Source organism: Aeromonas sp. 130281 (assembly GCF_056642115.1).
In genome coordinates, this window is record NZ_JBWVQS010000001.1 from 576495 (window position 1) to 589150 (window position 12656).

At 63.8% G+C, this 12656-nt stretch carries 11 protein-coding genes; 5 read left to right on the plus strand and 6 right to left on the minus strand.

Going from position 1 to position 12656, the window contains the following annotated elements; genetic code table 11:
• The first annotated feature begins 31 nt into the window (after positions 1-31).
• Positions 32-754: a TerC family protein gene (locus AC1IN8_RS02550; RefSeq protein WP_404838290.1), complete on the plus strand. Its 723-nt coding sequence runs from the start codon at positions 32-34 to the stop codon at positions 752-754.
• An 80-nt stretch (positions 755-834) separates the two neighbouring features.
• On the opposite strand, the gene aroG is transcribed toward AC1IN8_RS02550, so the two are convergent.
• The 5 genes from aroG to AC1IN8_RS02575 form a co-directional block, all read right to left on the minus strand.
• A complete protein-coding gene (gene aroG / locus AC1IN8_RS02555) occupies positions 835-1890 on the minus strand; it encodes a 3-deoxy-7-phosphoheptulonate synthase AroG (protein ID WP_247626649.1) in 1056 nt (351 codons plus the stop codon).
• 208 nt (positions 1891-2098) lie between these two features.
• Entirely contained in the window at positions 2099-3379 is a 1281-nt protein-coding gene (aroA, locus tag AC1IN8_RS02560; protein WP_479757935.1) for a 3-phosphoshikimate 1-carboxyvinyltransferase, read from the minus strand.
• Positions 3380-3551: 172 nt separating this feature from the next.
• Positions 3552-4640, minus strand: coding sequence for a 3-phosphoserine/phosphohydroxythreonine transaminase (gene serC, locus AC1IN8_RS02565; protein WP_479757936.1), 1089 nt, complete (start codon positions 4638-4640; stop codon positions 3552-3554).
• A 225-nt stretch (positions 4641-4865) separates the two neighbouring features.
• Complete coding sequence (locus tag AC1IN8_RS02570) at positions 4866-5795, minus strand: electron transfer flavoprotein subunit alpha/FixB family protein (RefSeq protein ID WP_479757937.1); 930 nt, start codon at positions 5793-5795, stop codon at positions 4866-4868.
• A 103-nt stretch (positions 5796-5898) separates the two neighbouring features.
• A complete protein-coding gene (locus AC1IN8_RS02575; RefSeq protein ID WP_479757938.1) occupies positions 5899-6651 on the minus strand; it encodes an electron transfer flavoprotein subunit beta/FixA family protein in 753 nt (250 codons plus the stop codon).
• Positions 6652-6777: 126 nt separating this feature from the next.
• Between AC1IN8_RS02575 and AC1IN8_RS02580 the strand changes: the two genes are divergently transcribed.
• The 3 genes from AC1IN8_RS02580 to AC1IN8_RS02590 all read left to right on the plus strand — a co-directional run bounded on the left by AC1IN8_RS02580 (position 6778) and on the right by AC1IN8_RS02590 (position 10357).
• On the plus strand, positions 6778-8433 hold the full coding sequence (locus AC1IN8_RS02580; RefSeq protein ID WP_479757939.1) for an electron transfer flavoprotein-ubiquinone oxidoreductase: 1656 nt from the start codon (positions 6778-6780) through the stop codon (positions 8431-8433).
• A gap of 383 nt (positions 8434-8816) precedes the next feature.
• Positions 8817-9764: a magnesium/cobalt transporter CorA gene (gene corA, locus AC1IN8_RS02585; RefSeq protein ID WP_005332981.1), complete on the plus strand. Its 948-nt coding sequence runs from the start codon at positions 8817-8819 to the stop codon at positions 9762-9764.
• 131 nt (positions 9765-9895) lie between these two features.
• Positions 9896-10357 (plus strand): DUF2919 domain-containing protein, encoded by a 462-nt coding sequence (locus AC1IN8_RS02590; protein ID WP_139435305.1) that lies wholly within the window; start codon positions 9896-9898, stop codon positions 10355-10357.
• Positions 10358-10375: 18 nt separating this feature from the next.
• Here the strand turns inward: AC1IN8_RS02590 and AC1IN8_RS02595 are convergent, their stop codons facing one another.
• Complete coding sequence (locus AC1IN8_RS02595) at positions 10376-11122, minus strand: hypothetical protein (protein WP_479757940.1); 747 nt, start codon at positions 11120-11122, stop codon at positions 10376-10378.
• A gap of 262 nt (positions 11123-11384) precedes the next feature.
• On the opposite strand from AC1IN8_RS02595, the gene AC1IN8_RS02600 reads away from it, so the two are divergent.
• Entirely contained in the window at positions 11385-12620 is a 1236-nt protein-coding gene (locus tag AC1IN8_RS02600) for an MFS transporter (RefSeq protein WP_479757941.1), read from the plus strand.
• Positions 12621-12656: the final 36 nt, after the last annotated feature.

The window sequence follows — 12656 nt, forward strand, 5'->3', positions numbered from 1 at the left end:
CCCTCAATCAAAGTTCAACCAAGGTTCTATCATGCTGGAATGGATTGCTGACCCCTCCGCCTGGGTCGCGCTCGCCACCCTGACCCTGCTCGAGATCGTGCTGGGCATCGACAACATCATCTTCATCTCCATCCTGGTGGGGCGCCTGCCGGAAGCCCAGCGCCAGAAGGCGCGCATTCTGGGACTCGGGCTCGCCATGGGCACCCGCATCCTGCTGCTGCTCTCCCTCGCCTGGGTGATGCGCCTCACCGAGCCGCTGTTCAGCGTGCTGAATGAAGCCATCTCCGGCCGGGATCTGATCCTGCTGGTGGGGGGCCTGTTCCTCATCGCCAAGAGCACCCACGAGATCCACCAGAGCCTGGAGGGTGCCGCCGAGGAGCCCGGCATGGTGAGCAAGACCGCCGGTTTCATGTCGACACTGGTGCAGATCGCCATCCTCGACATCATCTTCAGCCTGGACTCCGTCATCACAGCCGTCGGCATGGCGGACCACGTGCCAGTCATGGTGCTGGCCATCGTCATCGCCGTCGGCGTCATGATGTTTGCCGCCAAGGCCATCGGCGACTTCGTCGACACCCACCCCACCATCAAGATGCTGGCCCTCTCCTTCCTGATCCTGGTCGGGGTCGCCCTGATGGCCGAAGGGCTGGATCTGCACATTCCGAAGGGTTACATCTACTTCGCCATGGCCTTCTCGCTGGTGGTGGAGATGATCAACATCCGCCTGCGTGGCCACCAGGAGCGGGCCAAGTAGGCCCTCTTCCCGAAGCAACAAAAAGCGCGACCGAAGTCGCGCTTTTTTATTGCCGTGAGCGGGGCATCCCCGCCCCGGTTTCAGAGTGCGTTGCGGGTGGCGACGGCATCGGCCAGATTGCGCAGCAGCACCTCGGTATCGGCCCAGCCGATGCAGGCATCGGTGATGCTCTGGCCAAAGGTGAGCTCGCACCCTTCCACCAGATCCTGACGCCCTTCCACCAGGTGGCTCTCCACCATGACACCGAACACCGCCTTGCTGCCGGCGCGCAGCTGACCGGCCACGTCCTCGGCCACCAGCATCTGGTTCTTGAACTGCTTGCTGCTGTTGGCGTGGCTGAAGTCGATCATCACCTTCTGCGGCAGACCCGCCTTGTCCAGCCCCTTCACCACCTCATCCACGTGGGCGGCGCTGTAGTTCGGCTCGCGGCCGCCGCGCAATATGATGTGACAATCCGGGTTGCCAGCGGTCGAGACGATGGCGGAGTGGCCGTACTTGGTCACCGACAGGAAGTGGTGCGGGGCGCTGGCGGCGCCGATGGCATCGATGGCCACCTTGATGGTGCCGTCGGTGCCGTTCTTGAAGCCCACCGGGCAGGAGAGACCGGAGGCCAGCTCGCGGTGCACCTGGGACTCGGTGGTACGGGCACCGATGGCGCCCCAGCTCATCAGATCCGCCACGTATTGCGGGGTGATCATGTCGAGGAACTCGGAGGCGGTCGGCAGCCCCATGTCGTTGAGATCCAGCAACAGCTTGCGACCCAGGCGCAGGCCGTCATTGATCTGGCAGCTGTTGTCGAGGTAGGGGTCGTTGATCAGCCCCTTCCAGCCGACCGTGGTGCGCGGCTTCTCGAAGTAAACCCGCATCACGATCTCCAGCTGATCTTTCAACTCGTCGCGCAGGGTCTTGAGGCGCTTGCCGTATTCCAGGGCGGCGACCGGATCGTGGATGGAGCAGGGCCCTATCACCACCAGCAGGCGCTGATCGTCACCGGCCAGGATGTTGTGGATGGCCTGACGGGATTCAAACACGGTATTTGATGCGGTCTCGGTCGCCGGAAACTTCTCAAGCACCGCAACCGGGGGCAATAACTCTTTGATTTCACTGATACGAACGTCGTCGGTTTGATGCTGCATGACCAAGTTTCCTGCTAAATGACTGCGATGAAGAAACTTCAATCTAGCCCGCGACCGGGACGGTGTAAATAGAAAATTACATTCTTGGACAAGGAATTTTATCTGCGGACCTTGCAAGTTTGGATAATGCTGCTAAGAGGCGTTGGCAAACCGGGGAGAAGACGGGAGGCATAAACGAACGGGCCCGCACAAGGCGGGCCCGACGGACTCAGACCTGGCTGATGCTGGCCAGCTTGGTGAAGTAGTCCGGGAAGGTCTTGGAGGTACAACCCGGATCATTGATGGTGACTGCGGTATCGGAGAGCGCCACCAGGGAGAAGCACATGGCGATGCGGTGGTCGTTGTAGGTGTCGATGGCCGCGTGCTTGAGCTGCTCCGGCGGAGTGACGGCGATGAAGTCGTGCCCCTCTTCCACCTCCACCCCCAGCTTGCGCAGCTCGGTCGCCATGGCGTGCAGGCGATCCGTCTCCTTCACCCGCCAGTTGTAAATGTTGCGAATGGCGGTGGGCCCCTTCGCAAACAGCGCCGCCACGGCGATGGTCATGGCCGCATCCGGGATGTGGTTCATGTCCATGTCGACGCCGTGCAGGGGGGCCTGCTCGGCCTCGATGAAGTCGTCACCCCAGGTGATGCGGGCGCCCATCTTCTCCAGCACGTCGGCGAAGTGGATGTCTCCCTGGATGCTGTGCTTGCCGATGCCGGTGACCCGCACCTTGCCCTTGATGGCGCCCGCCGCGAGGAAGTAGGAGGCGCTGGAGGCATCCCCTTCCACCAGGAAGTCACCGGGGCTGACATAGGTCTGGTTGCCCTTGATGTAGAACACCTTGTAGTCGTCGTGCTCGATGACCACCCCGAACTGCTTCATGATGTGCAGGGTGATGTCGATGTAGGGCTTGGAGACCAGCTCCCCCTTGATGTGGATGCGGGTGTCGCCGGCCGCCATGGGGGCAGCCATCAGGAAGGCGGTCAGGAACTGGCTGGAGACGGAGCCGTCGACGTGCACGTCACCGCCCCACAGCCCCTTGGCGTCCACCACCAGGGGCGGATAGCCATCTTTTTTCAGGTACTGGATATGGGCACCCGCTTCGCGCAGGGCATCCACCAGATGACCGATGGGACGCTCCTCCATGCGCGGCTCGCCCCCCAGCATGTACTCACCGGAGCCCAGACAAAGCGCCGCACAGAGCGGGCGCATGGCGGTGCCGGCGTTGCCGAGGAAGAGGTTGACCGGTGCCGATACCGCAAAGCTGCGACCCAGGCCATGCACTGTGCACTCCGTCTTGTCGGCGGAGAGCTTGTACTTGACCCCGAGCTGGGTCAGCGCCGCCAGCATGTGGCGGATGTCATCGCTGTCGAGCAGGTTGGTCAGCCGGGTAGTGCCCCGTGCCAGGGCAGCCAGCAGCAGGGCACGGTTAGAGACACTTTTGGAGCCAGGCAGATTGACCACCCCGGCCACGCTAGAAATAGGTTCCAAACGCAACGAATTCATAGACTTCCTGTACAATCTCAAGTAAATCACCTGACCGGACGTTAACAGCCCGCGCCCCGCGCGGCAAGACCGTCTGTGGCACAAAACCGGGGCAACCGGGCTGGCGGTCAGGATCTTCTGGAAAAACAGACGCCGGGGAGTCCCCGGCGCCTTGCTATCGGGGAAACAGGCCTCAGCCGTGGCGCTTGGCAAAGCCATCCATGAAGCTGACCAGGGCCTTGACCCCTTCCAGCGGCATGGCGTTGTAGAGGCTGGCGCGCATGCCGCCGACGATGCGGTGCCCCTTGAGCGCCAGCAGACCGGCCGCTTCCGACTCCGCCAGGAACTGCTTGTCCAGGGCCTCGTTCTTCAGCTGGAAGGGCACGTTCATGCGGGAGCGGCAGGCCGCGTCCACCTTGTTGCCGTAGAAGCTGGAGTCGTCGAGGTAGCCGTAGAGGAAGTCGGCCTTCGCCTTGTTGCGCGCCTCCATCGCCTCCAGCCCGCCCTGCTCCTTGAGCCACTCGAACACCAGACCGGCCAGATACCAGGCGTAGGTGGGGGGGGTGTTGAACATGGAGTCGTTCTTGGCGGTGAGCTGGTAGTCAAAAATCGAGGGCACGTCGGCTCTCGCCTGGTTCAGCAGGTCGTCCCGCACTATGGCGATGGCCAGGCCCGACGGGCCTATGTTCTTCTGGGCACCAGCGTAGAGGATGCCGAAGCGGCTCACGTCGATGGGACGGGAGAGGATGGTGGAGGAGAGATCCGCCACCAGGGGGACATCGCCGGTGGCCGGGATGTCGAACATCTCGATGCCATCTATGGTCTCGTTCGGGCAGTAGTGCACATAGGCCACGTCGGCGCGAAACGCCGGGGTCGGCAGCAGATGGCTTATCCCCTGCTCGTTCTTCGCCACCCCCTGGAAGGTCTGGATCTCCCCGTATTTCTGGGCCTCATCCACGGCGCTCTGGGCCCAGACGCCGGTCAGCAGGTAATCCGCCTTCTTGTTGGCGCCACCCAGCAGGTTCATGGGCACGGCAGAGAACTGGCCGCGACCGCCGCCGTGCATGAACAACACCTTGTAGTTGTCCGGCACCGCCAGCAGATCCCGCAGATCCGCTTCGGCCTTCTCGGCGACCGCCATATAGGGCTTGCCGCGATGGGACAGCTCCATGACCGAGGCTCCCAGCCCCTGGAAATTACAAAATTCGCGCTGGGCGCGCTCCATGACTTCAACCGGCAACATGGCGGGGCCGGCGCAGAAGTTGTAAATCTGTTTGCTCATGACGCTTTCCGTGAATGGATGAGTGTGATCGATGACTTGAATGTTTTTACACGACAGGCCCCCGTGGGGGCAAAGGCTTTTTGGGATCCAGCGCAACCTTTTACCTCATATGGCCGATGTCGCCGCCATGGAAAAAGCCCTGAATGGGCCAGGGCTTGCAGAGAACATGCATGGAAACGGGGGCGAGACAGCACAGACGGCTTTCTGCGCCCCCTTTTGGCACATTTACAGCTTGGCGGTGAGCTCAGGCAGCAGGGTGAAGAGATCCCCCACCAGGCCGTAGTCCGCCACCTGGAAGATGGGGGCCTCGGCATCCTTGTTGATGGCGACGATCACCTTGGACTCCTTCATCCCCGCCAGATGCTGGATGGCCCCGGAGATGCCGATGGCGATGTAGAGCTCGGGGGCCACCACCTTGCCGGTCTGTCCCACCTGCAGATCGTTGGCCACAAAGCCTGCATCCACCGCGGCCCGTGAGGCACCCACAGCCCCGCCGAGCTTGTCGGCCAGGGCTTCAATCAGGGCAAACTGCGCCTTGGAGCCGAGCGCCCGCCCGCCTGAGACCACCACTCGCGCGGCGCCGAGCTCGGGCCGTGCGGATCGCACCGCACGCCGCTCAATGAGCCGGGTCCGGCACGCCAGCTCGGGGACGGGAAGGTGCTCTACCCTGGCCCCAGCCCCCCCGTTCTCGACGCCTGGGAAGGCCGATGCCCGTATGCCGAGCACCTTGACGGGCGCCGTGCTCGTCACCCGGGCGATGGCGTTGCCCGCATAGAGGGGGCGCAGGAAGGTATCCGGCCCCTCTATGCCCGTCACCTCGGAGATCATCTCCACCCCCAGCCTGGCCGCCACCCGCGGCAGCAGATCCTTGCCGTGACTGCTCGCCGCCATCAGGCAGTGCTGATAGTCACGCACCACGGGGGCCAGCAGTCGGTCGAGCCCGTCATTGAGCCCTTCCGCCAGCATGGGGTGCTCGGCCAGCAGCACCCGGTTGACCCCCTGCAAGGAGGCCGCCTGCTCCCCCGCCTCCGCCAGCCCCTGACCCAGCAGCAGCAGGTGGACCTCGGCGCCGAGCAGGCTCGCCGCCGTGACCAGACGGGCGGCGCTGTCCGCCAGCTGGCCCTGATGATGTTCGGCAATGATGAGTACGCTCATGGCAGCACCTTGATGTCGTCCGTTGATCTTCCTGTCCATTCGCCAACGCGCCCGCTGGCGGCAATCGGCCGGCCCGCAGGATAGGCCTTGATCCTCAATGCGCTCATGGGATCACCTTGGCTTCGTTCTTGAGTTTGTCCAGCAGCTCGTCCACCGAGCCCACCCTGACACCGGCGCGTCGGGGGGCTGGCGCCATCACCCCGAGCAACCGGGTCTGACCGGCGGGCTCGACCCCCAGGGCCGCAAAGGGGGCGCTCTCGAGCGGTTTGCGCTTGGCCTTCATGATGTTGGGCAGCGAGGCGAAGCGGGGTTCGTTGAGGCGCAGATCCACGGTCACCACGGCAGGCAGCCCCATGCCGAGGGTCTCGAGACCGCCGTCTATCTCGCGGGTCACATGCAGCTCCCCCTCCACCAGACTGACGGCGGAGGCGAAGGTGGCGAGCGGCCAGTCACACAGGGCCGAGAGCATCTGGCCGACCTGGTTGTTGTCAGAGTCGATGGACTGCTTGCCGAGCAGCACCAGATCTGGCTGCTCCTGCTCGCACACCTGTTGCAGGGCCCGGGCCACGGTGAGTGGGGCCAGGGTCTCGTCGGTGACATAGTGCAGGGCCCGATCCGCCCCCAGCGCCAGGGCATGGCGCAGCTGTTCGGCCGCCGCCTCCGGGCCAAAGGTCACCACCACCAGCTCGGTGGCCACCCCGGCTTCGCGCAGCCTCACCCCCTCCTCCACCGCGATCTCACAAAACGGGTTGATGCCCATCTTCACATTGGCGAGCTCCACATCGGAGCCATCGCTCTTGACCCGGATCCTGACGTTGAAATCAACGACCCGTTTGACAGCGACCAGCAGCTTCATGGCGGTCATCCCTCGTATCGGTTGAGTGAATCCATTTTGCACTCTCACACTTTTATGCTGACAAAATGGTTTACGTTTACGTAAACTACCAGCACTACCCTAGGCCAAGTCGAGCGCAGAGGCAAGATGGAACGCGAAGCAATGGAATTTGATGTCGTCATCGTCGGTGGCGGCCCGGCTGGCCTCAGCGCCGCCATCGCATTGAAGCAGCAGGCCCCGGGTCTCTCGGTCTGCCTGCTGGAGAAGGGGGCGGAAGTGGGCGCCCATCTGCTCTCCGGCGCCCTGCTCGATCCCGTCGCCCTCAAGGAGCTGCTGCCGGCGCGCTGGCAAGAGGCCCCCCTCGGCGTGCCGGTCACGGATGATGAGGTTCATCTGCTGCAAAGCGCGTCCAGCGCCCTGCAACTGCCCCGCTGGGCGGTACCGCCGCGCATGCACAACGACGGCTGCCACATCATCAGCCTCGGCAACCTCTGCCGCTGGCTCGCCCGGGAGGCCGAGGCGCTCGGGGTCGAGATCTACCCCGGCTTCGCGGCGAGCGAGCTCATAGTGGAAGAGAGCAGGATAAGAGGGGTGCTGACGGGGGATCTGGGTCTCGACAAAGAGGGCAATCCCAAGGCGGATCACGTGCCCGGCATGGCACTCTATGGCCGCTATACCCTGTTCGCCGAAGGGGCCCGCGGCCACCTCGGCAAGCAGCTTGGCGCCCTGTTCACGCTGGAAAAAACCGCCCAGCCCCGGCACCAACCGCAGCACTATGCCATCGGCTTCAAGGAGCTGTGGCAGGTGCCCGCCGGTCAATGCCATCCCGGCCGCGTGCTGCACGGCAGCGGCTGGCCGCTCGGAGAGCAGCGGGGCAGCAAGAGTCAGGGGGGCTTCTATCTCTATCATCTGGCGGATAACCAGGTGGCGGTCGGCCTCATCGTCGATCTCAACTACCAGAATCCCTGGCTCAGCCCGTTCGACGAGTTCCAGCGCCTCAAGCACCACCCTCTTATCGCAGAGACTCTGCAGGGGGGGGAGCGCATCAGCTACGGCGCCCGGGCCATCACCAAGGGGGGCTGGCACTCCCTGCCCCGCATGCACTTTCCCGGTGGCCTGCTCATCGGCTGCGATGCGGGCACCCTGGATTTCTCCCGCATCAAGGGCATTCACACCGCCATGAAGTCCGGCATACTGGCGGCCGCCACGGTCGCCATGAGCCTGCGCGGCGGCGATGAGGGCGGGCGGGATCTCGCCGAGTATAGCGATGCGCTGCAACAGAGCTGGCTGGCCCGGGAGTTGATCGCGGCCCGCAACTTTGGCGCCGCCCTGCACCGTTTCGGCCCCTGGCTCGGCGGCGCCTTCAACTGGCTGGAGCAGCGGCTGTTCCCCCGCGCCTCTCCTTTTACCCTGCTGGACAAGGAGCCGGACTATCGCCAACTGCGCCTGGCCAGCCGCTGCCGGCCCATCGACTACCCCAAGCCGGACGGGCGGCTCAGCTTTGACAAGCTCTCCTCGGTGTACCTGGCCAACACCAGCCACGACGAGGATCAGCCCTGCCACCTGAGGCTCCAGGACGAGCGCATCCCGGTGGCGGTCAACCTGCCCACCTGGGCCGAGCCCGCCCAGCGTTACTGCCCGGCCGGGGTGTTCGAGATCCTGGATGGGGATACCCGGCCAAGGCTGCAGATCAACGCGGCCAACTGCATTCACTGCAAGACCTGTGACATCAAGGATCCCAGCCAGAACATCGTCTGGACCCCGCCCCAGGGAGGATCGGGGCCGAACTATCCCAATATGTGATGGTGCAAGGACCTGCAACATCAAGGATGCTCAGCCCCTGGGAGGCTCGGGCCCTAACTACCCCAATATCTGACCGGTGTGCTCCAGATCTGAGTCTGAAAACGCCAAAGATGCCCAGTCCCGGGGAGGCAGAGCAGTGCATTCTTTGAAGCGGTAACGGGATGTCAGCAGCTGCTCCGACCTCGCCGTTTTTTTGAGCAAACAGGCTGAACCCCCGATGAATAGCCCCTGACAAGCGGGGCCCGCCCCTGTATAGTTCGCCGCATTCAGGTTGTCCATCGGCCTCGTTATGCTATTTCATGGGATCGCTTTCTGTGCGATCTAAGGCCGCATGAACCTGTGCAACCATCCCTGATTACCCATGACTTCTTAAGGGGGGACAGATGATCACCGCCTACATTCTCAACAACAAGGTGCTGGACATAGTCACGCTCGGGCCGGACGACATAGTCCCCGACAACACCGTCTGGCTGGATGCCTACAAGCCGGATACAGCGGAGCGAGAATGGTTGACGGGCCTGTTTCTGGAAGAGGTCCCCGACAAGGAAGAGCTGGACGACATAGAGGCGTCCGCCCGTTTCTACTGGGACACAGATGGTCTGCACATCCACTCCCTGTTCCCCCAGCGCATCGGCCGCGACACCAAGGGTGTCCACGTCTCCTTTACCCTGCGCAACAACCTGCTGATCAGCATTCGCGAGGATGACATCGGCCTGGTGCGCCTGCTGCGCCACTACATGCGTCAGGACCGGCTGGAGGTGGAGAACGCCCTCGACATCCTGCTGGAGGTGCAGAACCTCAAGGTAGAGTACCTCTCGGATCTCATCGAGGATGGCTACAAGACCCTGGAAAACACCGCCGATCAGATCTTCGAGCCGGATCAGATCAACTCCATGCTCAAGGAGCTGATGGCCCAGGAAGAGGCCAACGGCCAGATCCGTCTCTCCCTGCACGATACCCGCCGTGCCCTGCGCTTCCTCAAACGCAGCCTGCGCCAGCGCATGACCGGCGAGCAGAACAAGTGGATCGACGAGATGCTGCACGACGTGGAGTCCCTCTTGCCCCACACCCAGTTCCTGTTCGACAAGATCAACTTCCAGCTGGAGGCCTCCATGGGGGTAACCAATCTGGAGCAGAACAAGGTGATCAAGATCTTCTCGGTGGCCGCGGTCATCTTCCTGCCGCCGACGCTTATCGCCAGCATCTACGGCATGAACTTCGGCCGCATGCCGGAGCTCGCCTGGGAGTACGGTTATCAGATGTCGCTGGTGCTGATGGTGATGTCGTCGCTCGGCACCGGCCTCTTCTTCAAGCGCAAGGGCTGGCTGTAACGTCTTCCGGCGTCAGACAAGCCAAACAGAGATTGGGGGGCATGGCCCCCCGATTCATTGTCCCTCCTTGCAAAGGGCCGCTCCCCGCCCCATATCCCCTGCATCAATAGTTCAACCCCGGAACGGGCCTTATGACCCTCTACCCCGAACATCGCTACGACGATCATGGCCAGCTGCGCCCGCCACTCTGGTTCTGGCCCATCGCCCTCTTGCTGACCCGCTCGGTCTGGCTGTTTCTGATGGCCGGCGTCACCCGGGAGAGCGGCAGCGCCATCCTGACCCTCTTCTACCCGGACAAGATGAGCCTCTATCTCGGCCTGCTGACGGACGTGCCCGCCATGCTGGCGCTGCTCGCCTGCGGCGGCACCTATCAGCAGACCCAGGGCATTCGCGCCAGACTCAGGCGCCACAGCCGGGGCCTGCTGCTCTGCTCCACAGCGAGCGGTCTGGTGATGCAGCTGCACAGCCTCAATCTGCAGGCGTGGTCGTTCAGCTGGCCCACCGCCCTGGTGCTGGTCGCCAGCCTCTGGGCGCTCTGGTATCTGCTCAAGAGCCGCCAGCTGCGGGATTACACCCGGGATCAACCCCATTAACAGGCGCCGTCGGCCGCCTCATTGACGGGTGACCCGGATCTGCAGGGTCTGGCGTTCACTGCCGCTTGCCACCCCGACCCGTGACGGATTGGATAGCGCGGCCCCCTGATCCTCCTGGCTGGTGGAGAGCTCCCCCACCGTCAGCCACTGACCCGGGGCGCCGCTCACCTCGGTGGCGCTCTGGCCGGTCTTGATGTCGCCCCGCTCAAGCCTGGCCTGCTCGCTGCTGAGCGCTATCTGTACCCTGTCCCCTATCAGGGTGGCGGTGGCGTAGAGACCGCTTATCAGCGGCATCATGCCCACCACCCGGCCTCCCTGCCAGCGGTAGAAGGTGACCGGCTGATAGGAGCCCATCTGCAGCAGCACGGGCCGCCCCGAGAGGCCGCGCACCTGCCAGTTGTCCTGCTGGGTGCGCTGGTAATCCTCGGCGCCCCCCTCCACCAGCCAGCGCCGTCTGGCGTTGTCATTGCCGACGCCTATCCCCAGCTGCCGGCTGCCGGACGCCCCCGCCACCCGCCACTCGATGAGCAGGCTCTGGGGCGGCTGATTGAGCTTGTCCAGCACCCTCTCGGCCTCCTGCAACTGGGCGGGCGTCCCGCTCAGCACCAGCTGGTTGCCCATGGCACTGACCCCAAGCTCGGGGTAGAGCTCCTTGAGGGTCTGCACCGTCCCCTCTGCCTCAAACACCGGGATGACCTTCACCTCGGCCTGCAGGGGCAAGGCCCAGAGTCCGCAACACCCGAGCACCCAACACCAAGCTCTCATCCTCGTCTCCCTCTTGCCGTCTCTCATGGCGTCTCTCTCATCACTCCTTGCGATCATGGGCCATGGCGCCCCGATTGCAATGGCAAGGGGCAAGCGGCCTGGCCCAGAACGTTATCATGAAGGTCCTTTTCCGGCTCGCTTTAGAGCCCAAAGCAAAGACTCATTGAGAGACCGCTCAATACAAATAAAAATGGTTATCATTTGTTGTCACGACAATATCCCTCGGATACAATTCGGACTCATTTTTTCGAGTCAGCCTCTGATGAAGCCAGAACCTGTCGTCTCCTCCCCTGCTGCCATCCATCTGGCCCTGCTGATCAACATGCTCTCCATGGGCAGCATGATGATGGTGATGCCGCTCGGGCCCGATCTGGTGACCAGCCTCGGCATGGCCCCGGAGCAGACAGGTTACTTCAGCGGCGGCGCCACCCTGGGAGCCGCCCTGATGGGGCTCCTTGCCGCCCCCTGGCTCGATCGGGTCAATCGCAAACCCGCCCTGCTGGTGCTGCTCACCTTGCGTTTTCTGCTGCTGATGGCCTGCGCCCTGGTGCAAGAGAGCCAGCAACTGCTGCTGCTCTTCATCCTATCCGGCTGCGTGGCCGGGCCCCTTGCCGCCATCCTGATGGCCGCCGTGCTGGACCTAGTGCCACCGGCCGAGCGTGGACGCCGCCTCGCTTACGTGGGTATGGCGTTTTCACTTGCCGCCATCCTGGTGGTGCCCGTCGCCCTGGTGCTGGCCCAGTGGCTCGGCTGGCAGAGCCCCTTCCTGCTGTTTGGCGCGAGCGGCCTGCTGCTGGCCCTGCTCTGCGCCCGCCTGCTGCCCTCGCTGCCGGTCAGCCGCGCCCCGCAGGGCCAGGGGCTGCGCCAGTTGCTGGGCTCGCCGCTCTGTCAGGGAGCCCTGTGCATCCTCTGTCTGCAGATGTTCGGCCACTTCTTACTGATCCCGCACTTTGCGAACTACTTCCAGTTCAACCTCGGTTTCCCGCGCCAGCAGATCGCCGCCCTCTATCTGTGCGGCGGCCTCGCCAGCATGGCCACCATGCGCCTGTGCGGCGGCTGGATAGACCAGGGCCGCGCCCAGAGCGCCATCTTGCTCACCAGCCTGCTGCTGGCCCTGGTCACCCTGCTCGGCTTCGCCCTGCCGGTCGGCCTGCCCGTCTACCTGCTGTTTACCCTCTTCATGGCCCTGAGCTCGGCCCGCGCCAGCACCACCCTCGCGGTCACCGCCGCCATTCCGGCCCCCCATCAGCGCGCCGCCTTCATGTCCTTCCAGGGCACGGTCACCAATGTGGCGGCGGGCCTCGGCAGCCTGATCTCCGCCAGATACCTGGTCTCCGACGAGGGAGGCGCATTGCACGGTTTCTCCACCCTGGCCTGGATCAACATCGGCTGCGGCCTCCTGGCCTGCACCGGCGTCTGGTTCCTCATCCGGGGACTGGAGCGGACAAGAGATAACAATAATCCTGCCTCTGGTACTGCCAGACAAGGAAGTCAGTGAGCATTTGGGCCCACCGCGCCCTACCCCATAACCTCT